At 72.6% G+C, this 23,582-nt stretch carries 22 protein-coding genes; 7 read left to right on the plus strand and 15 right to left on the minus strand.

The window, feature by feature from the left end; genetic code table 11:
• Nucleotides 1-64 precede the first annotated feature (64 nt).
• The 3 genes from QCD68_RS12705 to QCD68_RS12715 form a co-directional block, all read right to left on the minus strand.
• Nucleotides 65-1,384, minus strand: coding sequence for an ABC transporter substrate-binding protein (locus QCD68_RS12705; protein ID WP_301223259.1), 1,320 nt, complete (start codon nt 1,382-1,384; stop codon nt 65-67).
• Nucleotides 1,381-2,622: a Gfo/Idh/MocA family protein gene (locus tag QCD68_RS12710; protein WP_301223260.1), complete on the minus strand. Its 1,242-nt coding sequence runs from the start codon at nt 2,620-2,622 to the stop codon at nt 1,381-1,383. Before QCD68_RS12710 ends, QCD68_RS12705 begins: the two co-directional genes overlap by 4 nt.
• 228 nt (nt 2,623-2,850) lie before the next feature.
• Nucleotides 2,851-3,639: a DeoR/GlpR family DNA-binding transcription regulator gene (locus QCD68_RS12715; protein ID WP_301223261.1), complete on the minus strand. Its 789-nt coding sequence runs from the start codon at nt 3,637-3,639 to the stop codon at nt 2,851-2,853.
• Nucleotides 3,640-3,771: 132 nt separating this feature from the next.
• Here QCD68_RS12715 and QCD68_RS12720 point away from each other — a divergent pair, with 132 nt between their 5' ends.
• Genes QCD68_RS12720 through QCD68_RS12740 form a run of 5 tightly spaced genes read left to right on the plus strand, consistent with a single transcriptional unit; the run spans nt 3,772 to nt 8,507 of the window.
• Nucleotides 3,772-4,650: an SIS domain-containing protein gene (locus tag QCD68_RS12720; protein ID WP_111074037.1), complete on the plus strand. Its 879-nt coding sequence runs from the start codon at nt 3,772-3,774 to the stop codon at nt 4,648-4,650.
• Entirely contained in the window at nt 4,650-5,606 is a 957-nt protein-coding gene (locus QCD68_RS12725; RefSeq protein WP_301223262.1) for an ROK family protein, read from the plus strand. Before QCD68_RS12720 ends, QCD68_RS12725 begins: the two co-directional genes overlap by 1 nt.
• Nucleotides 5,603-6,730 carry an N-acetylglucosamine-6-phosphate deacetylase gene (locus tag QCD68_RS12730; RefSeq protein WP_301223263.1) on the plus strand — a complete coding sequence of 376 codons (1,128 nt, stop codon included), beginning with the start codon at nt 5,603-5,605 and terminating at the stop codon, nt 6,728-6,730. Before QCD68_RS12725 ends, QCD68_RS12730 begins: the two co-directional genes overlap by 4 nt.
• The gene (locus QCD68_RS12735; protein WP_301223264.1) at nt 6,727-7,674 is read left to right on the plus strand and encodes a 1-phosphofructokinase family hexose kinase; all 948 of its coding nucleotides are present in this window, start codon (nt 6,727-6,729) and stop codon (nt 7,672-7,674) included. Before QCD68_RS12730 ends, QCD68_RS12735 begins: the two co-directional genes overlap by 4 nt.
• Nucleotides 7,671-8,507 (plus strand): class II fructose-bisphosphate aldolase, encoded by an 837-nt coding sequence (locus tag QCD68_RS12740; RefSeq protein ID WP_221849007.1) that lies wholly within the window; start codon nt 7,671-7,673, stop codon nt 8,505-8,507. Before QCD68_RS12735 ends, QCD68_RS12740 begins: the two co-directional genes overlap by 4 nt.
• Nucleotides 8,508-8,516: 9 nt before the next feature.
• Here QCD68_RS12740 and QCD68_RS12745 read toward each other — a convergent pair whose 3' ends face one another.
• The 3 genes from QCD68_RS12745 to QCD68_RS12755 all read right to left on the minus strand — a co-directional run bounded on the left by QCD68_RS12745 (nt 8,517) and on the right by QCD68_RS12755 (nt 13,122).
• Complete coding sequence (locus tag QCD68_RS12745; RefSeq protein WP_301223265.1) at nt 8,517-10,856, minus strand: S8 family serine peptidase; 2,340 nt, start codon at nt 10,854-10,856, stop codon at nt 8,517-8,519.
• A 141-nt stretch (nt 10,857-10,997) separates the two neighbouring features.
• Entirely contained in the window at nt 10,998-12,386 is a 1,389-nt protein-coding gene (locus QCD68_RS12750) for an L-serine ammonia-lyase (protein WP_301223266.1), read from the minus strand.
• 64 nt (nt 12,387-12,450) lie between these two features.
• Nucleotides 12,451-13,122: a LuxR C-terminal-related transcriptional regulator gene (locus QCD68_RS12755; protein WP_301223267.1), complete on the minus strand. Its 672-nt coding sequence runs from the start codon at nt 13,120-13,122 to the stop codon at nt 12,451-12,453.
• 134 nt (nt 13,123-13,256) lie between these two features.
• Between QCD68_RS12755 and QCD68_RS12760 the strand changes: the two genes are divergently transcribed.
• Complete coding sequence (locus QCD68_RS12760; protein WP_111074045.1) at nt 13,257-13,532, plus strand: GlsB/YeaQ/YmgE family stress response membrane protein; 276 nt, start codon at nt 13,257-13,259, stop codon at nt 13,530-13,532.
• A 102-nt stretch (nt 13,533-13,634) separates the two neighbouring features.
• Here the strand turns inward: QCD68_RS12760 and QCD68_RS12765 are convergent, their stop codons facing one another.
• Together QCD68_RS12765 and QCD68_RS12770 are read right to left on the minus strand one after the other, a co-directional pair.
• A complete protein-coding gene (locus QCD68_RS12765) occupies nt 13,635-13,829 on the minus strand; it encodes a PspC domain-containing protein (protein WP_111074046.1) in 195 nt (64 codons plus the stop codon).
• Nucleotides 13,830-13,964: 135 nt separating this feature from the next.
• A complete protein-coding gene (locus QCD68_RS12770; RefSeq protein ID WP_290155690.1) occupies nt 13,965-14,903 on the minus strand; it encodes an NADP-dependent oxidoreductase in 939 nt (312 codons plus the stop codon).
• Nucleotides 14,904-15,003: 100 nt separating this feature from the next.
• Here QCD68_RS12770 and QCD68_RS12775 point away from each other — a divergent pair, with 100 nt between their 5' ends.
• Entirely contained in the window at nt 15,004-15,822 is an 819-nt protein-coding gene (locus QCD68_RS12775) for a shikimate 5-dehydrogenase (RefSeq protein WP_253465471.1), read from the plus strand.
• 265 nt (nt 15,823-16,087) lie between these two features.
• Here QCD68_RS12775 and QCD68_RS12780 read toward each other — a convergent pair whose 3' ends face one another.
• The 7 genes from QCD68_RS12780 to QCD68_RS12810 form a co-directional block, all read right to left on the minus strand.
• Nucleotides 16,088-16,531 carry an SRPBCC family protein gene (locus QCD68_RS12780; protein ID WP_301223268.1) on the minus strand — a complete coding sequence of 148 codons (444 nt, stop codon included), beginning with the start codon at nt 16,529-16,531 and terminating at the stop codon, nt 16,088-16,090.
• A 1-nt stretch (nt 16,532) separates the two neighbouring features.
• A complete protein-coding gene (locus QCD68_RS12785) occupies nt 16,533-17,978 on the minus strand; it encodes a phytoene desaturase family protein (RefSeq protein ID WP_301223269.1) in 1,446 nt (481 codons plus the stop codon).
• Between the two features lie 67 nt (nt 17,979-18,045).
• The gene (locus QCD68_RS12790) at nt 18,046-18,714 is read right to left on the minus strand and encodes a hypothetical protein (RefSeq protein WP_253465480.1); all 669 of its coding nucleotides are present in this window, start codon (nt 18,712-18,714) and stop codon (nt 18,046-18,048) included.
• 172 nt (nt 18,715-18,886) lie between these two features.
• Entirely contained in the window at nt 18,887-20,155 is a 1,269-nt protein-coding gene (locus QCD68_RS12795) for a sugar ABC transporter permease (protein WP_111074052.1), read from the minus strand.
• Entirely contained in the window at nt 20,152-20,916 is a 765-nt protein-coding gene (locus QCD68_RS12800) for an ATP-binding cassette domain-containing protein (protein ID WP_221852642.1), read from the minus strand. Before QCD68_RS12800 ends, QCD68_RS12795 begins: the two co-directional genes overlap by 4 nt.
• Before the next feature lie 117 nt (nt 20,917-21,033).
• Complete coding sequence (locus tag QCD68_RS12805; protein WP_111074054.1) at nt 21,034-22,149, minus strand: sugar ABC transporter substrate-binding protein; 1,116 nt, start codon at nt 22,147-22,149, stop codon at nt 21,034-21,036.
• Nucleotides 22,150-22,275: 126 nt separating this feature from the next.
• Entirely contained in the window at nt 22,276-23,442 is a 1,167-nt protein-coding gene (locus QCD68_RS12810) for an ROK family transcriptional regulator (protein WP_221852639.1), read from the minus strand.
• Between the last annotated feature and the right edge of the window lie 140 nt (nt 23,443-23,582).

A 23,582-nucleotide genomic window follows, 5' to 3' on the forward strand; every position in this document is an offset into this window, starting at 1 on the left:
GGGGGGGGGGGGGGGGGGGGGGGGGGGGGGGGGGGGGGGGGGCCCCCCCCCCCCCGGCTCGTCGTCACTCCTTGGCGAGTGCTGCGTCCATCTTCTGGGCGAGTTCCTTCGCGACCTGGTCGACCGGCTCCGAGCCGTCGAACGCGCTCGGGAGCAGGTTCGTCTCGAGGGTGTTCCACGCGGCGGTGTTCTTCGACACCGGCAGCGGCTTGGCGTACTCGACCGCGTCGAGGAAGACCTGCAGGTCGGCGTCCGGCATGGTCTTCGTGAAGGCGTCCTGCGTGCCCGTGTAGGCGGGGATGACCGCACCCATGTCGCCCTGCTGCTGCTGGGCGGGCTTGCTGGCCAGGTACGCCTGGAGTGCCTGCGCGGCGGCCTTGTCCTTCGAGCCCTCGGCGACGACGTTCGAGACGCCGTGGATGACCGTGGCCTGCTCCTTGCCCTTCGGCAGCGGGTAGGCGACGACGTCCTTCTCGATGTCGGAGCCGATCAGCGCGGAGCGGAACCAGCTGCCGCCCTGGTACATCGCGACCTTGCCGGAGGTGAACCACTGGTCTGCGGTGGTGTCGGTCAGCTGCTTGATCGAGGGCGAGGCGCCGGACTTGATGAGGTCGGTCCAGTAGGCCAGCCCGGCTTCGGCGGCCTTCGAGTCGTACTCCGACTTCTCGCCGTCGATGACCGAGCCGCCGGCCTGGAAGATCGTGTCGTAGTAGGTCGTCTGGCCGTCCATGCCGGCCGCGGCACCGTAGGCGCCGTCGGACTTCAGCTTCTGGGAGAGCTCGGCGCCGGTCTTCTGGAAGTCGCTCCAGGTCCAGTCCTTCGACGGCATGGCGACGCCGGCCTTCTCGAACAGGGCCTTGTTCATCCAGACGCCGATCGTGTCGAAGTCCTTCGGGACGCCGTACTGGGTGCCGTCGTACGTGTACAGCTTGTTGAGCGCTGCCGAGTAGTTGTCCGGGTCGATCGCACCGGACTTCACCTCGTCCGTGATCGGGGCGATCTTGCCGTTGGCTGCGTACAGCTGGAAGTTCGGGCCGTTCATCCAGAACAGGTCGGGCAGCGTGTTGCTCGAGCCCTGCGTCTGCAGCTTCGTGAAGTAGCTGGCGTACGGGGTGACGTCGACGTTGACCTTGATGTCGGGGTACTCCTCGTTGAACCCCTTGATGTTGGCCTTGATGGCCTTCACCTGGTTCTGGTCCCAGACGGCGTACGTCAGGTTCGCCTTGGTGTCCTTCGCGACCTCGCCGGAGCCGCCGGAGCTGCCGGAGCTGCCGGAGGACGAGGTGCTGCAGCCGGCGAGCAGCGCGACGGCGCTGACAGCGGCGGCGAGACCGAGCAGTGCGCGGCGGCGGCCGTGGCCCGGGCGGGCGGTCGGAGCGGTCATCGGGTGGTCCTTTCGGGAACGTCGTCGCGGTCGGGAGTGGTCGCGAAGTGTCGGAGGGTGGCCTCGGGGAGGGGCGGCACGTCGATGGGGACCGAACCGTTGCGGAGCGAGCGGGTGGCGAGTGCCCCGGCGGCGACCGCGGCGCGGGCCGCGATCGGGGACAGGGTGGTGGGCTCGCCGAACGCCAGCGAGCGGAGGAACTCGGTCATGGTGAGCAGGTCGGCGTCGGCGTGGCCGTCCTCGACGCCGTCGATCGGGTACTCGACGTCCCCGGCGACGTCCCAGTTGCGGCGGTGGTTCCAGACCTTGACCACGCCACCACCGGTGTCCCCGATGTTCTCGAGACGCCCGTGGGTGCCGATGACCGTGTAGTTCCGCCAGTAGTCGGGCGTGAAGTGGCACTGCTCGTAGCTGGCCTGCACGCCGTTCTCGAGCGTCATCATGACCATCGACACGTCCTCGACGTCGACGACCGGGTTCAGGCCGGTCTGCTCGGCGGGCGGCCAGTTGTCGAACGAGAACCAGTCGGTCATGAGCTCGTCGCTGCGGTCGCGGCGGTCGGTGACGTCCCCGTAGACGGAGAGCGATCCCATGCCGACGACCCGGCTGGTGTAGGCGCCGGCGAGGGCGTGCACGACGTCGAGGTCGTGGCTGGCTTTCTGCAGCAGGAGCGAGTTCACCCGGCTGCGGTCGGCGTGCCAGTCCTTGAAGTAGTAGTCACCGCCGTTGCCGACGAAGTGGCGGACCCAGACGGCCTTCACCTCGCCGATCTCGCCGCGGGCGATCACGTCGCGCATCAGGCGGACGACGGCCGCGTGCCGGAAGTTGTGGCCGACGTAGAGCGGGGTGCCGGTCTCGGCGGCGGTGTTGAGGACCGCGTCGGCGTCCTCGACCGTGATGGCGAGGGGCTTCTCGAGGTAGACGGCGATGCCCGCGCGGAGCAGGTCGATCGCGATCTCGGCGTGGGTCCAGTCCGGGGTGGTGACGATGGCGGCGTCCACGAGGTTCGGGGCGCCGTCGGTGCCGATAAGTGCGCGGTGGCCGTCGACCACCGTGGCGTCGGGCCAGGCCTCGGCGGCGCGCTGGCGGCCGGGTCCGGTGACGTCGGCTGCGGCCACGATCCGGGCGTCGACCCCGTCGGCGTCGAGTCCGGCGGCGGCGACGTGGTTCGCGATGTAGGACCGCTGGCCGATGCCGACCACGCCGACTCGGAGTGTGCGCGTGCTCGTGATGCTCATCTCGCTCCCTTGCGTGATTGTGACGGCCATGATGCCAAATCGATCATGAATGCACAATATGCGCTCACGGATCGCTCACGGAAGTGAGATGCGAGGGTTTAACACGCCGGTAACGTGACGGCGCTCGGACGGGAGGCACGGGGTGCGTCCCCGGGGCCGGCCCGGCTGCCGACGCGGCTCGCCCGGGCACCCCGTACGGGCCGCCCCGTGTGGCGTGCGGGCCGGCGGTCAGTCGGCGACGACGAGCTCCACGCCGGCGGCGGCCAGGTCCGCGACGAACCGTGCCGGGACGTCCCGGTCCGTGACGAGCACGTCGATGCGGTCGAGCGGGCAGATCCGGGCGAAGGTGGAACGCTCGATCTTCGTCGAGTCGGCGACCACGATCACTCGACGCCCGACCGAGGCGAAGTGTCGACTGACCTCGGCCTCGCCCTCGTGCATCGTCGTGGCCCCGTACTGCCCGGTCAGCCCGTCGACGCCGAGCACGACGACGTCCAGGGCGAACTCGTCCAGCGTGTCCCGGACCAGCGGCCCGATCAACTCGTAGGACTGCCGGCGTGCGACTCCGCCGGTGACGACGATCTTCACGTTCGCCCGGACCGACAGCTCGTACCCGATGTTCAGCGCGTTCGTGACGATGGTGATGCCGTACTCGCCGTCCGCGCGGATGAAGCGCTCGCTCTTGCCGAGCTCCCGTGCCACCTCGGTCGTGGTCGTCCCGCCGTTCAGGCCGACGGTGTCCCCGGGGGCCACGAGTGCGGCGGTCGCGCGGGCGATCGCGGTCTTCGCCTCGGCCTGCCGCGCGATCTTGTACTGCAGCGGCAACTCGTAGCCGGCGCCGAGGGCAGCGGCGCCGCCGTGGGTCCGGGTGACCAGCCGCTGGTCGGCGAGGGTGGCGAGGTCGCGGCGGGCGGTGGCGGCGGAGATCCCGAGCTCGTCCCCGATCTCGGTGATCGAGACGTTGCCGCGGTCGCTCACCAACTCGAGGAGGGCGTTGAGCCTCTGCTGCGGGGTCATGGCGTCATCCTACGGGCGCTCCTCCGGCGCGTGGATGATCGGAAATGACGTTTTGCACTTGCATCGAGCACGATCGATCGTCATGCTGGCCGGTATCCGATCACCAAGGATCGGTCCGACCGGAAGGACACCATGTCCGACACCTTCGTGGGCGACGAGCTGGCATCGCAGCCGGCCTCCTGGCGCTCCGCGGCGGCACTGCTGCCCTCGTTCACCGACGTCCTGCCCCAGCCCGGCGAGCGCGTCGCCGTCATCGGCTGCGGCACGAGCTGGTTCATCGCGATGAGCTACGCCGTCGCCCGTGAGTCGGCCGGCCTCGGGCAGACCGACGCCTTCGCCGGCTCCGAGTACCCCGCCGACCGGCAGTACGACCGCGTCGTCACCATCTCGCGCTCCGGCACCACCACCGAGATCATCGACCTGCTGCGCGCCCTGCCGACCCAGCGCACCGTGCTCGTCACGGCCGTGCCGGACAGCCCCGCCGCCGCGGACGCCGACGACGTCGTCGCGCTGCCGTTCGCCGACGAGCGCTCGGTCGTGCAGACCCGCTTCGCCACCACCGCGCTCGCACTGCTCCGTGCCTCGCTCGGCGAGGACGTCGAGGCACTGGCCGTCCAGGCCGAGACCGCGCTGACGCTGCCGATCGACGACCTGCTCGACGCCGAGCAGGTCACGTTCGTCGGCCGTGGCCCCGCCGTGGGCCTGACGTTCGAAGCCGCCCTGAAGACCCGCGAGGCCGCACAGTTCTGGGCCGAGTCGTACCCGGCGATGGACTACCGCCACGGTCCGATCGCGATCGCACAGCCCGGTCGCCTGGTCTGGTCGCTCGGCCCCGTGCCGGACGGCCTGGCCGACGAGGTCGCCGCCACCGGTGCCCGCCTGGTGCACCACGACCTCGACCCGCTCGCCGGACTCGTCGTCGTGCACCGCTTCGCCGTCGCCCTCGCCGAGCGCCGCGGTCTCGACCCGGACCACCCGCGCTCGCTCACCCGTTCAGTCATCCTCACCTGATGGCCGCGCGCGGGGCAGTGCTCGGGGTCGACGTCGGCGGCACGGGTACCAAGGCCCGACTGACCGGCGCGGACGGACGGGTGCTCGACGAGCAGCGCGTCCCGACCCCGCGTGACGACCCCGCTGCGGAGTCCCTCGCCGTCGTCGTGGCCGAGCTCGCGGTGCACGCGCGCTCGGTCGCCCGACAGCAGGGGACGACCCTCGACGCCGTCGGCCTGGTCGTCCCCGGCGTGGTCGACGAGGCCGCCGGTCGCTCGGTGCTGTCGGTGAACCTCGGTTGGCAGGACGTCCCGGTCCGCCAGCGGGTCGCCGAGGCACTCCGGGCGACGGGCACCGACGTCCCCCTCGCCTTCGGCCACGACGTCCGCGCAGGAGCCCTCGCGGAGGTGCAGTCCGGTGGCCTCGACCACGGCACGGTCGCGTTCGTGCCGGTCGGCACCGGGCTCGCGAGCGCCCTGGTCGTCGACGGCCGGGTCGTCAGCGGTGACGGCTGGGCCGGCGAGATCGGCCAGGTGCGGATCCCCACCGGGCCGCACGCGGGCCTCCGGGTCGAGGAGGTCGCCTCGGCCGGTGCCGTCGCCCGCCGGAGCGGCGCCCCGTCCGCCCACGCCGCGATGCTCCGCGTCGTCGACGGCGACCCCGTCGCCCGCCGGGCGTGGGACGAGTGCGTGGCTGTCCTCGCCGACGCGCTCGCCTGGCTGACGGCGACCGCCGGCTGCCACACCCTGGTCATCGGCGGCGGGCTCGCGCAGTCCGGCCCGCTCCTGCTCGACCCCCTCGCCGTGACCCTGGCCGACCGTCTGGTGGGCGTCCGCGTCCCGACGCTGGTCGGCGCGCGGCACGGCGACGCTGCCGGTGCGATCGGCGCGGCCCTCCTCGCGCAGGGGCTGCTCGCCCGCGACCTGGAGCGCAACCACGACCTCGCCCACGACCACCCGAGGGCGGTGTCGGCGTGACGAAGCTCGTCCGCGCGCCCCGCGTCGTCACCGCCGCGGCCGACCTCACCGACGGCTGGATCGCGGTCACCGACGGCCGGGTCGCCGCGGTCGGCACCGGCCCGGCTCCGGACCACGACGCCGTGGTCGAGGCACCCGGCACCGTCGTGCCGGGCTTCGTCGACCTCCACGCGCACGGCGCCCTCGGCCACGACTTCGCCTCGTGCTCGGCGGACGAGGCCCGCGCCGCCGTCGCCCACCACGCCGACCGCGGGACGGCCCACCTGGTCGCCTCGATCGCGACCGGCACCGTGCCGGACACCGTCGCCGCGCTCCACCGGCTCCGCCCGCTCGTCGCCGACGGCACGCTCGCCGGGCTGCACCTCGAGGGCCCCTGGCTCGCCCCCGCACGCCGAGGCGCGCACGCCGCCGCCCTGCTGCACCCGCCGACCGCCGCCGAGGTCGAGCTCCTCGTCGACGCCGGCGGCCCCGCCCTCCGGATCGTCACGCTCGCCCCCGAACTCCCCGGCGCGGTCGACGCGGTCCGCCGACTCGTCGACGCCGGCGTGATCGCGGCGATCGGCCACACCGACGCCGACACCGAGCAGGTGCAGCGCGCGATCGACGCCGGAGCGACCCTCGTCACCCACCTCTTCAACGGCATGCCGCCGCTGCACCACCGCGAGCCCGGTCCGGTCGGGGTCGCCCTGACCGACGAGCGGCTGACCGTGGAGTGCATCGTCGACGGCCACCACCTCGACCCGGTCGCCGTCGGCCTGGTCCGCCGTGCCGCCGGCAGCCGCCTGGTGTTCGTCTCGGACGCGATGGCCGCCACCGGCTGCGCCGACGGGGCGTACCGGATCGCCGGCTCCGACGTCGTGGTCGAGGGCGGCGTCGCGATGCTCGCCGACGGGTCCTCGCTCGCCGGCAGCACGATCACGGTCGGCGACGCCGTCGCCCGGGTCCTCGCCGCCGGTTCCTCCGCCAGCGTGGACCCCGGTGCCGTCCGGGAGGCCGTGGCCGCCTCGTCCGTGCACGCTGCGGCCCTGCTCGGCCTGCGTCCACCCCTGTCGGTCGGGTCCCCCGCCGACCTCGTCGTCCTCGACCCGGCGGGCCGCCCCACCGTCCTGGAGGTCCCCGCGTGATCGTCGTCGTCACCCCGAACCCCGCCGTCGACGTCACCTACCGCGTCGCCGAGCAGACCGTCGGGGTCACCCAGCGCGTCCTGGAGGTCGTCCGTCGCCCGGGCGGGAAGGGCGTCAACGTCGCCCGGGTGCTCGCCGCCGCGGGCACGGCGACGACCTCGGTCCTGCCGCTCGGCGGGACGTCCGGGGCCTGGGTCGCCACGGCGCTCCAGCAGGACGGCCTGACGACCGCGCCCGTGCCGGTCGGCGGCGACACGAGGACCACCGTCACAGTCGTCGACGACCACGCGCATCCGACCATGTACGGCGAGCCGGGGCCCGTCGTCTCGACGGACGAGTGGGCGGCCGTGACCGATGCCGTCCGGACCGCCCAGCGGCACGCGACCGCGCTCGTCGTCTCCGGGTCGCTCCCCCGCGGCACCGACCCCGGCATGGTCTCGCCCTGGATCCGCGGCGCGGTCGACGCCGGGCTGCTCGTGGTCGCCGACCTGTCGGGTCCGGCGCTCCTCGGGGCCGCCGCCGCGGGCGCCACGGTCTGCAAGCCCAACCGCGAGGAACTGCTCGACGCCACGGGCGCGCCCGACGAACGCTCCGGTGCGCTCGACCTGCTCGCGCGCGGCGCCGGGGTCGTCGTCGTCTCCGCCGGCTCGTCGGGCATCACCGCGCACACCCGCGACGCCGTCGTTACCGTCCCCGCGGTGCCCGACGTGCACGGCAACCCCACGGGTGCCGGGGACGCGGCCACCGCCGGGCTCGTCCTCGCGCTGACGGCGTGGGGCCGCCGCCCGACCGCAACCCTCGCCCCAGCCGATCTCCGCCACGCCCTGGTCACCGCTGCCGCGTACGGCGCCGCCGCGGTCCTCCGCCCCGTCGCGGGCGAGGTCGACCTGGCCGCCGTCGACCGCTTCACCGCCCTGCTCGACCGAACCGGGAGCCCCACATGACCACCGCCCTCGCCCTGACCGGCCTCCTCGACTCCGCACGCACCGCCCGCCGCGGTGTCGGCGCGTTCAACGTCGTCCTGCTCGAGCACGCCGAGGCGATCGTCGCCGGCGCCGAGCGGGCCGGGCTGCCCGTGGTGCTGCAGGTCAGCGAGAACTGCATCCGCTACCACGGTGGCCTGACGCCCATCGTCACCGCGACCCAGGCCGTCGCCCGGGCCGCCGACGTCGAGGTCCTCGTGCACCTGGACCACATCGAGGACACCGCACTCGTGCACGCCGGCATCGACCTCGGTGTCGACTCGATCATGTACGACGGCTCGCACCTGGACTACGACGCCAACGTCACCGCGACGCGGGAGCTCGCCGACCGCTGCCACGCGGCGGGCATCGCGATCGAGGCCGAGCTCGGCGAGGTCGGCGGCAAGGACGGCGTGCACGCACCCGGGGTCCGCACCGACCCGTCCGACGCCGCGGCGTTCGTCGCCGCGACCGGGGTCGACGCCCTGGCGGTCGCCGTCGGGACGTCGCACGCGATGCAGACGCGGGAGGCGTCGGTCGATCGCGACCTCGTGGAACGGCTGCGGGCCTCCGTGCCGGTGCCCCTGGTGCTGCACGGATCCTCCGGGCTGTCCGACGAGGAGCTGCGGGGCGCGGTCCGTGCGGGCATGACGAAGATCAACATCTCGACGCACCTCAACGGGCTGTTCACCCGCGCGCTGCGGGACGTGCTCGACGAGCGACCGGACCTGGTCGACCCGCGCCGGTACGTGTCGGCGGGACGGGATGCGGTCGCGGTCGAGACCGCTCGACTACTCACGCTGCTCGCCGGGTAGCCGGGCGGTTCAGCCTCGGGTGTGGCTCGCCCAGAGCGCGGAGCGGCCCTTCCGGAGCACGACGTTGCCGTCCGACCCCATGCGCAGGGTCACCCCCGTGCCGCCCTTCCCGCCCGTACCGGTCGACCAGCGCCGGTCGCCGAGGGGCCCGGCGAGCAGGAGGTCGCCGTTCGGCAGGAGCAGGAGGGACGCACCGGCGCCGCCACCCGCCTTGCGGTACACGGCGGTGCCGCGGACCGTGACGACGAGTTGCCCGTTCGAGCGGACGGCGAAGCGCCGGAGCCCGCTCGCGTCGTGGATCGCCTGGCCGGCGACGAGGGTGGCACCGGGGACGAGCTGGTCCGTACCGGGAGCACCGTTGCGCCAGAGGATCGCGCCGTCGCGCGCGGTGACCCGCACGTCGCCGGTGTCGTCGACGGTGAGGCGAGCGCCGCCGGTCGCGGTGCGGGCCGACGTCGACCAGAGGACCGTGCCCGACGGTGCGACCACCGCGAGCACCCCGCTCGCATCGAGGCGCAGGACGGCGCCGTCGGCCGAGCCGGTGCTCCGCCAGAGACGGCGGCCGTTGCCCCACTCGACGAGCGAGCCGTCGGCCTGCAGGTCCAGCCAGTACTGCCCGGACGGCGAGTGGATCGAGGTCCCGCCGGGGACGGTCCGGTTCCCCGAGGCGATCGCGGTCGCGGTCGCCCCGGCCGCGGCGGCCGTCGTCGTCGGTGCCGTGCAGTCCCTCGCCGTCGGGAGCAGCCGTCCGAGAGCCGACCAGTTCGGCGAGCCGAGACCGGTCGCCGCGTCCCACCCGCGGGCAGCCCGCGCCGTGCCGTTGCTGCCGGTGACGACGTCACGGAACGCAGCCGGGTTCCGGTACAGGGCCTGGTGCACGTCACCGACGCCGACGGCGCACCCGCGGGCGGTCAGCGCGACGGCGAGCTGTCCGGCGAGCACCGGGGACGCCAGGCTGGTGCCGCCACCGAGCACGAACCCGTGTGCGGTCGACAGGTACACACCGAGTCCCTTCGCCGGGTCGGCGAGTGCGGCGACGTCGGGCAGCAGGCGCTTCGTGCCGCTGGTCCCCGTCCCGGTCTGCCACGAAGGTCGGGCGTAGGCGCTCGAGGTCCCGCCACCACCGGCACCGAGGGTGTTCGACCAGCCGGCCTCGGTCCAGCCGGTCTTCGTCTTCGTGAGCGAGGTGCCGCCGACGCCGACGACCGCGGGCGAGGACGCCGGGTACGACACGTCGCGGATGGTCGTCCTCGGGCCGGTCGGGCAGCGTGCGCCGTCGTCACCGGTGGCGGCGAAGACCGTCGCGCCGGCTGCGACGATCCGGGACAGGGCGGCGTCGAGGGCGGCCCGGGCGTCCGCCGGGGTCCGGGTCTCGCAGCTGCCCCAGGAGATGCTGACGGCGGTGATGCCGGCGCTCCGGACCTCGTCCGCGATCCGGCTGTACGCGTCGTAGCTGCCCTGGAACGAGTTCTCGGTGACGTACACGCGCTGCCGGGCGCCGGGCGCGACGGCGAGCAGGGCCTCCTGGTCGATCGCGACCTCGGTCTCGCCCTGGGAGCCGTCGCCGACGTGCGGGTCGACGCCGTCGACCGCGACCTGGTCGAGCGCAGGTAGCGGACGCCCGCTCGCGACGGCGTACGCGCTGAGGTCGTTGCGGTCCCACCCGGAGAACTGCACGGTGGCGATCGTCGCGCCGGCGCCCGCCGTGGCCGAGCCCGTGGACCGGTACGCACCGGCGAGGTCGGCCGGCGCGTACCCGGCGGGGACGGCAGCGTGCGCCAGGGCCGGACGGGTGTCGAGGCCGAGCACCGAGACGACCGCGCCACCGAAGGACTGCGGGACGGCCGGTGCGGTGGTCGGGTGCATGCCGTCACCGGTGCCGAGCAGGGTGACGCCGAAGAGCGCCTCGGCCTGGGCGGCGGTGCCGTGCGCCTCGACCTCCCACGTGTCGGTGTCGGTCACGGTGAAGCCAGCGCCGGTCAGCACCGATCGCGTGCGCGAGGGGGCGTCGTCGGCGGGGGCCACGGCCTCCACTGCGTCCGCGCGCTGCTCGGCGGTGTCGCCGGTGGTCGCCGTGGGCAGGGCGGCGAGGGCGGCCGGGTCCGTCGGGCGGAGGACCAGCGTCAGGTCGACCGGGGCGTCACCGGGCGTCGCGCCGGCGGTGGGGTCGGCCGGTGCGGGGACGCCGGCGGCGGCCGGCACCGCGGTCGCGGGGGCGACCGGTGTGGTCGTGGCAGCCACGGGCGCGGTCGCCGCGGGGAGCGCCTGCGCCGGCAGGCCCGTGCCGGTGACGGCGAGCGCCACGGCCACGGCGGTCGCGGCGAGGAGGGTCGGGGTACGGCGTGACATCGGCGATCGCTTCCGGGGAACCGGGACGACGACCGTCCCTGGCCGTCGGTCCGGGGTGCCGGACGGTGCACAGTACCCCGGCGTTCCCCGCCCGCCGCAGCCCCAGTTCCGGGGCCTCGGCTCGGTGCGGGGTCGTCCGCGTCAGCAGAGCGGGACGTTCACCGCGAGACCGCCCATCGCGGTCTCCTTGTACTTGTGCGACATGTCGGCGCCGGTCTGCCGCATCGTCTCGACGACCTGGTCGAGGGAGACGTGGTGCACGCCGTCCCCGCGCAGTGCCATCCGGGCGGCGTTCACCGCCTTGTTCGCCGCGATCGCGTTCCGCTCGATGCACGGGATCTGCACCAGACCGCCGATCGGATCGCACGTCAGACCGAGGTTGTGCTCCATCGCGATCTCCGCGGCGTTCTCGACCTGCTCCGGGGTGCCGCCGAGCAGTTCGGCGAGTCCGGCCGCAGCCATCGAGGCGGCCGAGCCGACCTCGCCCTGGCAGCCGACCTCGGCGCCGGAGATGGAGGCCCGCTCCTTGTAGATCGAGCCGACGGCGCCCGCGGTGAGCAGGAACCGGACGATCGCGTCGTCCCGGCGCTCCGGGGTGATCGTCGGCACGTAGGTGAGCGCGTAGAAGAGGACGGCCGGGATGATGCCGGCGGCGCCGTTCGTCGGGGCGGTGACGACGCGGCCTCCGGAAGCGTTCTCCTCGTTGACGGCCATCGCGGTGAGGTTCGTCCACTCCATCGCGAAGAGCGGGTCGTGTCCGGGGTCGTCCCGGGTCAGCTGCGCGAACCAGTCGGCGGCGCGGCGTCGGACCTCGAGGCCGCCGGGCAGGGTGCCGGTGCGGCGGACGCTGCGGTCGACGCAGTCCTCCATCACGGCGTGGATGCGGAGCAGGCGGTCGCGGACCTCGGCCTCGGTGCGGGTCGCGGTCTCGTTGGCGAGTGCGACGCCGCTGACCGGGAGGCCCGTGGTCGCGCAGGCCGCCAGCAGCTCGGCCCCGCTGGAGAACGGGTGGGGCACCGCGTCGGTCTCGACCGGGATCGCGGTGCCGGCGACGTCCTCGCCCGGTTCCTCGTCACCGTCGCGGGCGATGAACCCACCGCCGATCGAGTAGTAGGTCTCGACGGCGGTCTCGGTGCCGGTCGCGTCGAAGCTCCGCAGGCGCATGGCGTTCGGGTGCCGCGGCAGCATGGTCAGTGGGTGCAGGACGACGTCGCCGAGCCGGAACGCCACGGTCGGGCCGTCCGCCAGGGTCAGGCGGCCGGTGGACTCCAGGGCGTCGAGCGCCGTCGTCATCACGTCGGGGTCGACGTCCTCGGGCCGGTGGCCCATCAGCCCGATCGCGACCGCGCCGAGTGTGCCGTGTCCGTGCCCCGTCGAGGCGAGCGAGCCGTAGAGGTCGACGCGGATGCTCGTGACCGGCAGGTCGGCGACCCGTTCGGCGAAGTCGACGCCGGCGCGCATCGGGCCCACCGTGTGGGAACTCGACGGCCCCACACCGATGCTGAACAGATCGAAGACGGAGACCGGCACGACATCGAGCCTACGCCGTCCGGACGGCAGGCTCAGTGGCCTGGTCGGGCCTGCCACCAGTGGATCAGGGCCCGCCGAGCCAGTGGTCGATCCGGTGGTGGTCCGGGCTGAACCCGTTCGCGACGCCCCAGAGCACCGCCTGGGTGCGGCTGTCGGACCCGATCTTGCGGTAGACGGAACGGATGTGTGACTTGACGGTGTTCGGGCTGAGGTAGGTCAGCTGAGCGACCTCCGCGTTGCTCTTGCCCTGGGTGATGAGCGCGAGGACCTCGGACTCGCGATCGGTGATGCCGACGCCCTTGCCCGGCCAGTCCAGGCCGTCGGCGCTCGGGGCGCGACGTCCGGCGCGGCTGACCACGACCTCGCCGGCAGCGATCCGCTCGAGCGCGTCCACCAGGTCGGCGGCACCCAGCGTCTTCGACAGGTACCCGTGCACCCCCTCTGCGAGCGCCGCGTCGACGAGCTCCTGTTGGAGGTTCCAGGTGTAGACGACGACGTGCCGTGCTCGTGGGTTCGCGACGAGTGCGGCGATCTCGAGCTGGTCGGACTCCGGCTGCGCGAACGAGTCGTAGAGCACGATGTCGATCGAGTCGTCGAGCTCTGCGTTGGCGTCGATCTCGGCCACGACGATCCGGTCGCGGTGCGCGTCGAACATGTGCGCGAGGCCCTTCAGGACGACGTCGTAGTCGTCGACGAGCGTCACGAGGAGCGGAGTGGTGGGAGCGTCGACCGGCATGGGGCCACCTTTCCACCCCAAGGGGTGAGACGGAACACCCTTGGGGGTGGAAGGGTTGTCGACGTCACCCGATCGGGTGACGGACGCGCTCGGCCCTTCTACCGGTCGTGCAGAACGCACCAAGGAGTCAGCCCATGCTCGGTCTCATCCTCAGCCTCATCATCGTCGGCCTCATCGCCGGCGCACTCGCCCGTCTCATCGTCCCCGGCAAGCAGGACATCAGCCTCGTGATGACGATCGTGCTCGGCATCGTCGGCTCGTTCGTCGGTGGCTTCCTCGGCTTCTTGATCTTCCAGCACGACCCGATGGACGGCTTCTTCCAGCCGGCCGGCATCATCGGCTCCATCATCGGCGCGATCATCGTGCTGCTCCTCTACACGCGCTTCGCCGGTGGCCGCAGCCGCCGCTGAGTGCCTGAACGACGAACAGGGTCCGGATGCGATGCGTCCGGACCCTGTTCGTCGTTCCCGGCGCGTCCGCACGGTGGCACGGACCCGCGGGAGCGGGCGGGATCAGCGGCGCCCGCCCTGCGTCGGCATCACGATCCAGAGCACGACGTAGGCGATCCAGAGCGGCCCGGGGAACAGGCTGAGCAGGACCCAGAGCACGCGGACGGCGGTGCGGGACCAGCCGAAACGGTCGGCGATGCCAGCACAGACCCCGGCGAGCAGGCGACCGGAGCGGGGGCGGTGGAGTGTGTTCGTCATGTCCTCGACGCTACGGGTCGAGACTGCGTGGCGGTATCCGGCCAGGCCCCCACTCTGGGGTGGGGACATCCCCACCGAGACGGGACGAGCCTGCCGGACGGTGGTCGGGCCTCCTGGCCGGTCTGACCCGCCGTCCTACGGCAGCAGGACGATCTTGCCGCGGGTGTGGCGCTCCTCGAGCTGGGCGTAGGCGTCCTGCACCGCGTCGAGCGGGAAGGTGGCGGCGATCGGGACCTCGACGGAGCCGTCGGCGACCATGTTCGCCAGCGCCGACAGGATCTCGGGGTCGGCCGTGTCCGCGCTGCCCGACGCCTTCGCGCCGACCTCGGCCGCGGCCTCGAAGGCGATGACGGTCTCGATGCGGTCGGCCGGGACGCCGAGTGTGATGCCGAGGTGCACGTACTCGGCGCCGAAGGTGTCGATGACGGCGTCGATGCCGTTCGTGGCGAGCTCGCGGATGCGGTCCTCCAGGCCGTCGCCGTACGCGACCGGGCGGGCGTTCTTGGACTGCAGCCACTCGTGGTTGGACTCGGAGGCGATCGCGATGACGTCGATGCCCTCGTTCGTCAGCAGCTGGGTGACGAAGGACCCGACACCACCGGCGGCACCGGAGACGACGACGGTCTCGCCGGCCCGCGGGTCGACGGCGCGGACGGCGGCTGCGGCGGTCGTCGCGGCGACGTCCAGGCCACCGGCGGCCTCCCACGACAGCAGGCGGGGCTTCGGGACGAGCTGGCCGGCGGGGACGGAGACGTACTCCGCCTGGCTCGAGCGCTCCCACGACCAGCCGAGGACCTCGTCGCCCTCCTCGAACCCGTCGACGTCGAGGCCGATCGCGGCGACCGTGCCGGCGAGGTCGGTGCCCTGGCCGGACGGCAGCTTCTCGGGGTCGTGGTCGTCGACGACACCCTGGCGGATGGCGGACTCGCCGGGGTTGATGCCGGCGGCGCGGACCTTCACGAGCACGCGGCCGGGCTCGACCTCGGGAACGGGGACCTCGGCGACGTGCAGGACGGAACGGTCGCCCCACTCCTCGAAGCGGACGGCGCGCATGGTGTCAGGGAGAGCAGTCATCCCCGCAGACGGTACGCCAGGCCGGGCGCGGTCGTCGCACTCCACGCTGACAGTGGCGGCATGGACCGCTCCATCGCACCGCTCGTGGGAGACTGACGGCATGCCCATCCTCCACAAGGACATGCAGCTGTGCATCTCGCTGGCCGCCCGTCCGAGCAACATCGGCACCCGGTTCCACAACTTCCTCTACGACGAGCTCGGGCTGGACTACGTCTACAAGGCGTTCACCACGACGGACCTGCCCGGTGCGGTCGCCGGCATCCGTGCGCTCGGCATCCGCGGCTGCTCGGTGTCGATGCCGTTCAAAGAGGACGTGATCGCACTCGTCGACGAGCTCGAGGAGTCCGCCGCCGCGATCCGCTCCGTCAACACGATCGTCAACGACGCCGGGGTCCTGACCGCATCGAACACCGACTACGAGGCCGTCGCCGCCCTGCTCGACTCGCACGGGGTCGACCGCGACGCCCGGGTGCTGCTCCGGGGCTCGGGCGGCATGGCGAAGGCGGTCACGGCGGCGTTCCGTGGGGCCGGGTTCGCGCACCTCACCGTCGTCGCCCGCAACGAGGCGACCGGCAGCGCCCTGGCGGACCAGTACGGGTACGCCTGGGTCGGTGCCGAGGAGCAGGCCGGCGACGCGGACGTCCTGGTCAACGTCACCCCGCTCGGCATGCGCGGCGACCAGGAGGACGCGCTGTCCTTCGCCCCGGACCGCATCACCGCGGCAGGCACGGTGTTCGACGTCGTCGCGTTCCCGTCCGAGACCCCGCTCGTCCGGGCCGGCCGCGATGCCGGTGCGCACGTCATCACGGGCGCCGAGGTCATCGCGCTGCAGGCAGCGCGCCAGTTCGAGCGGTACACGGGCGTCGCGTTGACGGCCGACCAGGTCGCGCGAGCGAGCGCGTTCTCCCGCCAGGAGTAGGCGCGGCGGCGGCGCCGAGACGCCGCCGAGTCCGCGAGACGCCGCCACTTTCCGCGGCGCCTCGCGCAGAGCGCGGCGTCTCCCACAGACGGGGGCGTCTCGGGCCGGGAGGCGTCCCAGGCCGGGACGGTCGGGGCGGGCCCGCACCGACCCTCCCGTCCGCCACACACCGGCGCCACGGCGAGACGCCGCCGAGCCCGCGAGACGCCGCCACTTTCCGCGGCGCCTCGCGCAGAGCGCGGCGCCTCCCGCAGACGGGGCCGCCTCAGCGGCTGCGCGCGCGCCCCGCGGCGACCCAGCCGAGCCGCCGCGCGGTCTCGTGGTTCCGGAGCCAGATTCCGGGCTGCGCGAGGAACCCGGGGACGAGGGTCCCCGGGCCCTTCACGGGGTTCTCCCGCAGGGTGACCCGGCAGCCACGGGGGTGCGGCTCGACCTCGACCTCGACGCGGGCCTCCCCGACCGGCCACCCGCGCGCCTGGATGACCATCCGCCGGGGCTCGTCGTACTCCAGGACGGTGGTGGTGTCGTTGATGACGAACGGCCAGACACCGAACGAGTGGTGGATCTTCGTTCCGACCGCGGGCCACCCCGGGTCCTCACCGCGCATCCGCGACGCACCGACGACCCACGTGGGGTAGAGCCAGCCGTCGCGGAGGACGTCGAACACGTCCTCCGCGGTGCAGTGGATGATCCGGACGTTCTTCGCCATGTCAGCTCCTCGGTGCCAGGTCGACGTCCACCGGCAGCCCGTACGTGTGCCGGAGGGCGCTCTTCGCGGCGTGCCACCCGGCCATGCCGTGCACCCCGGGCCCGGGCGCCGCGGACTGCGACGCCAGGTACATCCCGCCGCCCATCCGCCACGGATCGCTCGAGAGCACGGGCCGCTTGACCAGCTGCCAGAAGCTCGCGGCACCGGCGGCGATGTCCCCGCCGGAGTAGTTCGGGTTGTACTGCTCCATGTCCTGGGCGGTCCGGCTGTTCGTCGCGACGATGGTGTCGCGGAAGCCGGGGGCGAACCGTTCGATCTGCCGGATGACGCTCTCCTGGTGGTCGACCGTCGAGCCGGCGGGGACGTGGGCGTACGCCCAGAAGACGTGCCCGCCCTCGGGTGCCCGGCTCGGGTCGACGACGGTCGGCTCGGAGCCCAGCACGTAGGGGCGGTCGGGGTCCTGCCCGCGGGCGACCTGCGCCTCGGCCTCGGCGATCTCGGCCCGGGTGCCACCGATGTGCACGGTGCCGGCGCGGTGCAGCTCGGGGTTCGTCCACGGCACCGGCTCGGACAGGGCGAAGTCGACCTTGGCGGCGGCGTTGCCGAACCGGAAGTGCCGGAGCGCGCCGCGCTTGGGTGCGGGCAGCTGGTTGCCGGCGATCCGGAGCATCGACGGGACGCTGGTGTCGAAGAACACCGCCTTGGCCGGGGTGAGGTCGCCGAGGGAGTGGACCTCCCGCCCGGTCTCGATCGTGCCGCCGTGGGCGACGAGGTCGGCGGCGAGCGCGTCGACGATCGCCTGGCTGCCGCCGATCGGCACCGGCCAGCCGCGGGCGTGGGCGTAGACGCCGAGTGACAGGGCGGCGGCCGCGGTGGCGAGGGAGGGCATGTGCTGGATCGAGTGCGCCGCGACGCCGCTGATCATGCCCGGGGCGACGTCGTCCCGGAAGCGGAGGTTCCAGGCGCGGGAGCCCTGCTCGAGCGCGCGGAGACCGAAGCGGGCGACCGTGACCGGGTGCCGCGGGACGTGCAGCAGCGCGTCGGTGGCGAAGTCGGAGACGCGGTCGGCGTGCGCGACCAGCGGGGCCATCAGCTGCCGGTAGGCGCGGCCGTCGACCCCCAGGGCATCGGCGGTGCGATCGAGGTCCTGGTACGCGACGCCCGCCCGGCCGCCGTCGAGCGGGTGGCCGTACTGCACCTCGGGCAGGCGGAGTTCGATGCGCCGCTCCATGCCGAAGGCCCGGAAGAACTCGGACTGCAGCGCCATCGGGTGCACGGCGGAGCAGACGTCGTGCAGGTACCCGGGCAACGTGAGTTCCTTGGTGCGTGCACCGCCGCCGATGGTGTCGTTCCGTTCGACGACCTCGACACTGAGACCGGCCCGAGCGAGGGTGACCGCTGCGGCCAACCCGTTCGGTCCGGCTCCGACGACCACCGCATCAACCATGCGGACGAGCCTACGGAGTGGCGGCTGGACACGGGTCGAGGCGGTCCCGTGCGTTGACGGCCGAGCGTCAGCTCGTGGTGGTGTCCGCCTCGGCCGGGTCGGTGCCGTCGTCCGGCCCGTCGGCGTCCGGTTCGTCGGCGCCGACGGGGGTGCCGGAGCCGACCGGGTGCTCGGCGACCAGGGTCGCGAAGTCCTCGTCGAGGAGCTGCTGCACCCGCTCGTCACGCCCGACCTCGTAGTCGTCGGCCGGGCGCTGGGCCCACCCGAGACGCCCGACGACGGTCGTGCCGATGTCGTCCCACGCGCGGGCCCGGGCGGCGAGGACGATGCCGTCGACGAAGTGCTGGTCGTCGCGGCGGGCGTCGAGGCGCTTGGCCAGTTCTTCGTACGTGGCCTCGCGCGTGCGGAGCTTCAGGTCGTCCCCGCGTCGGTAGTCGTGCTGGTGCTGCGAGCGCCCACCCTGCTTGCTCGACCGGACCCGGATCTCCCGCATCCGCTCGGCGTCGCCGCGCTGCTCCTCGGCCATCCGGTGCAGTTCCTGCCGTGCGGCGTCGGCGATGAGGGCGTGGTCGAAGTACCCCTGGTCGCGCAGGGCGTTGGTGATGATCCGGTTCGCCACGGCGACGGTCACCGCCGCCTTGGCGATGAGGAACCCCTCGTCCACCGCGCGCTTCAGTTCGACCTGGCTGACGGGCCGATCGCGCACGTCGGGCTTGCGTCGTCCGAACAGTGCCATGCGTCGACGATACCGGCGACGGGGTGCCGGCGGGCTGCGGGACCGGTCCGCCTGTGGAGGAACGGTCCGCCTGTGGAGGAACGGTCCGACCGTGGGACCGACGGACGGGAGGCACGGTGCCAGCTGGCACCGTGCCTCCCGTCCGGATCGGGTCGCGACTCAGTGCACCGGCTCAGGCCGCCCCGTGGCTGGCGCGGCTGCGACGCGACAGCGAGTCGATGATGACGGCGAGCAGCAGGACCGCGCCCGTGATCATGTAGCGGATCGAGGAGTCGAGGCTGAGCAGGGTGAGCCCGTTCGAGATCGACTGGATCACGATGATGCCGAGCAGTGCCGACCACGCGCTGCCGCGTCCGCCGAACAGGCTCGTCCCACCGATGACCGCCGCGGCGATCGCGTTGAGGTTCGTGTCGCCGGCACCCGAGGACAGGCTGGCCGAGTTGAGCCGAGCCGCCGCCAGGATGCCGCCGATCGTGGCGAACAGCGAGGTGAGCATGAACACCGAGATGTAGATGCGGTTCACCCGGATGCCGGAGCGGCGGGCGGCCTCGACGTTGCCGCCGACGGCGAAGACCGAACGACCCCAGCGGGTGCGCTTGAGCAGGAAGTTCATGAGGACGACGAGCACGACGAAGAACACGAAGGACGTGCCGGTGCCGAAGTCCTGCGACAGGTACCAGACCATCACCGCGAGCCCGATGAACAGGGCGGCGGACTTCGCGATCGTCAGGGACATCGCCCCGGTGGACAGGCCGGCGCGACGACGACGGCCGGCGCGACGGACCTCGGTGACGAACAGGCCACCGGCGGCGACCGCGGCGAACAGGTAGGCCAGCCACGGCGGCAGGTACGACGCCGAGGCGAACTGCACGATCGGCGAGTCGTACGGCAGGTTGATCGAGCCGTTCGGGCCGAGGATGAGCAGCTGCAGGCCGAGGAAGCCGAGCAGACCGGCCAGGGTGATGACGAAGCTCGGGACACCGAACCGGGTGAAGAGCAGGCCGTAGAGCAGACCGGCTGCCAGACCGACCGCCAGCGCGACGACGATGACCAGCCAGAGCGGCCAGCCGAGGGACGTCAGCCCCTGACCGAGGATCGCGGCCGCCAGACCGCTGACGCTGCCGACGGACAGGTCGATCTCGCCGAGGAGCAGCACCAGGACGATGCCGATCGCGATGGTGCCGACGGCCGCGCACTGCAGGGCGAGGTTGACGAGGTTGCCCGGGGACAGGAAGTCGGGCGAGAGCGCCTGGAACACCGCCCAGATGACGATGAGGCCGACGACGACCGGCAGCGAGCCGATGTCGCCGCCGCGGACCCGGCGGATGAACGCCTTCGCGGCGCCGCCGATGCCCTGGTCGCGGAGCAGCCGCTCGTCCTGCAGGTCGGCGGCCGACGGGGTCGGGTTCGACGCGGTGAGGGTCTCGTCGGTCTTGCTCATGCGGTGGTCTCCTGCTCGGTCCGGGCCGCGGCACGACGGGTGACGGCGTTGTCGGTCGCGCCGGTGATGGCCGCGATGATCTCCTCGTAGGAGACGTCGTCGATGCGGAAGGTGCCGTTGTTCCGACCGAGTCGCAGCACCGCGACCCGGTCGGCGACGGCCTGCACGTCGGCGAGGTTGTGGCTGATGAGGACGACGCCGAGGCCGCGCTCACGGAGGCGCTCGACGAGGTTGAGGACCTCGGCGGTCTGCGCGACGCCGAGTGCTGCGGTCGGCTCGTCGAGGATGACGACCTGCGGGTCGCCGATCAGGGACCGGGCGATCGCGACCGTCTGCCGCTGGCCGCCGGACAGCGACGCGATGGGGATGCGCACGGAGGGGATCCGTGCCGCGAGCTGCTGCAGGAGCTCCCACGAGCGGCGTTCCATCTCCTCCTCGTCGAGGAAGGGCTTGGCGATCTCCCGACCGAGGTACAGGTTCGACACCACGTCGAGGTTGTCGGCGAGGGCCAGGTCCTGGAAGACGGTGGCGATGCCGAGCGACTGGGCCGCTGCCGGGTTCGGGACGGTGACCTCGTCGCCGTTGAAGGTGATCGTGCCGCCGTCCGGTGTGTAGACGCCGGCGAGGATCTTCACGAACGTCGACTTGCCGGCGCCGTTGTCGCCGACGATGGCGACGACTTCACCCGGGTAGACGTCGAAGTCGATGTCACTGAGGGCCTGGACGGCACCGAACCGCTTGTCGATGCCGCGGAGGGACATCACGGGTTCGGTGGTGGGGTGTGCTGCTGGGGGCTCGGTGCTCACGGTGTCGTCCTCGATCGGAAGTGCGTGCGGGCCGCCCGGTCCGGATCGGACCGGGCGGCCGGGGGGTGTTGCTTACTCGATGCCGTTCTTCGAGCAGGCGCTGGCGTACTGCGAGGTGCAGACCTGCTTGACCGTGTAGAGACCGTCCTTGATGACGGTGTCCTGCACGTTCTCGGTCGTCACGGCGACCGGGTCGAGGAGGGTGGACTGCACGCTCGCGCCGCCCGCCGTCTTCGTGGTGGTGTCGCCCTTCGGGGTCTCACCCTTGGCGAACTGGATGGCCAGGTCGGCCGCCTTCGACGCCTCGGGCTTGAACGCCTTGTAGACGGTCATGTACTGCTCACCCGAGAGGATGCGCTGGATGCCCGCGAGGGACGCGTCCTGGCCGGTGACGGGCGGGAGCTCGGAGACGCCGGCCGACTTCAGGGCCGCGATGACGCCACCGCCGGTGTCGTCGTTGGCCGCGTAGACGCCGGTGATCTTGTCGGCGCCGAGCTTGCTGATCTGCCCGGCTGCCCAGTCCTGCGCCTTGGCGGGGTCCCATCCGGGGGTGTCGAACTCGGCCAGCACCTTGTAGCCGCTGTCGTCGATCGCCTTGTGGGCACCGGCCTTGAACTGCGAGGCGTTGTTGTCCGTCGGGGAGCCGTTCACCATGATGATGCCGGAGCCTTCCGGGACGTCCTTCGCCTTGAGGGCCTTGATGAGCGCCTCGCCCTGCAGCTGACCGACCTTCTCGTTGTCGAACGAGATGTAGTAGCTGAGGTCCGGGCTGTTGATGAGTCGGTCGTAGGAGATGACCGGCACCTTCTTGGCCTTGGCCTGCTGCACGATCGAGGCTGCGGCCTCACCGTCGAACGGGTCGAGGACCAGGACCTTGACGCCCTGCGTGAGCATGGACTGCGCCTGCTGCAGCTGCTTGGACGCGTCGCCGTCGGCGTTCGCGTAGACGACGGAGCAGCCGCTGCACTGCTTCTTGACCTCGGCGGTGAAGAGCGGACGGTCGGCGCTGGCGTAGCGAGCCGTGACGGAGTCGGGCAGGAGCAGGCCGATCTTGGCCTTGGAGGCGTCGCCCCCGCCGCCGCCGGAGCCCGTTCCGGCACCGGCTCCGTTCGAACAGCCCGCCAGGGTGGTGATCGCGAGCAGCAGGGCGCCGACGCCCAGCATGGCTCGTGTGGTGGCTTTCTTCATCGAAATGTCCTCCAACAGGTGGACCGCCCACGTTGGCGGTGACCTGAGTGTGCCAGTGGCGGTTCTTGGCTGCAAGAGTTGAACGCAAGGGTGCGGTGCCGTGACGGAATCGTTATCGAGCGATCGTCAGTGGCGGACGTCCACCGCTTCGATCGCGACCGCCAGCGCCCCGGTGACGGCCGCCTTCTCTCCGAGCTGGCCCTGCACGACGTCGGGGGTGCCGTCCGCGTCGACGATGAGCATCGACTCGAGCGCGTGCCGCATCGGGCCGAGGAGCAGCTCCCCCGCACGCGCGAACTCCCCCGTCACCACGAGCCGCTCCGGGTCGAGCACGTTGCAGAGCCCCACCGCCGCCGTCCCGATCGCCCGCCCCGCGTCCGCGATCGCCCGGATGCACACCGGGTCGCCCGACATCGCCCGGAGGATCAGGTCCGCCGTCTTCAGGGTCCCGACCTCGTCGCGGATGCTCTCGAGCACGGCGGGCGCACCGGCCACGGCCTCCAGACAGCCGCGGTTGCCGCACCGGCAGATGGGGCCGTGCGGGACGACGGGCGTGTGCCCGAACTCCCCCGCGACGCCGTGGTGCCCGCGGAACAAGCGGCCGTCCAGGATCAGGCCCGCGCCGATGCCGGTGCCGACGTCGAGCGTGATCGAGGTGTCCCGCCCGCGGGCGGCCCCGCTCCGGTGCTCGGCCAGCGCGGACAGGTTCGCCGAGTTGTCCACCTGCACCGGCTTGCCGACCCGGCGCGCGAGCGACTCCCCGATCGGCAGTCCGTCCCAGCCTCGGAAGATCCCGCCCCGCGCGGTCATCCCGGTCCGCCGGTCGATCGGTGCCGCCACGGCCAGGCCGACGGCCAGCACCTCGTCCATCGAGGACTCCACCGACTCGGCCATGTCCATCACGAGCAGCGCCGTCTTGTCGAGTTCGGCGTCCGCCCGGTGGTCGCGGGCCAGGGGCATGTGCCGCTCGGCCAGGACGGTCCCGTTCAGGTCGGACAGCGCCAGCCGCAGGTGCCGGGGCGAGACGTGCACGCCCGCGACCAGGCCGAGGCCATGCGGCAGCGTCACCCGCAGTGCCCGGCGTCCGCTCGAGGTGCTCGGCGTCGCGTGCAGGGCACCGGTGGCGACGAGCTCCTTGACGATGTTCGACACCGTCGCGGGGCTGAGGCCGGTCGCGCCGGCCAACTCGACCTGGGTCAGACCGCCGTGGCGCTTGACCGCTGCGACGACGCGACCCCGGTTGGCTTCACGCAGTGAAGCTTGGCTGCCCGGACTCCGTCGTGGCTCTGACACGGGGACAGCGTAATGGGCCCGGTCCGAACGTCGACCGCGTCCCCCGGACAGACGGACGGGAGGCGCGGTGCCAGCTGGCACCGGGCTCTTATACACATCTCCGAGCCCACCAGACGAACGCAATAATATCGTTTGCCGTG

This window comes from Curtobacterium sp. PsM8 (genome assembly GCF_030433875.1).
Classification (GTDB): Bacteria; Actinomycetota; Actinomycetes; order Actinomycetales; family Microbacteriaceae; genus Curtobacterium.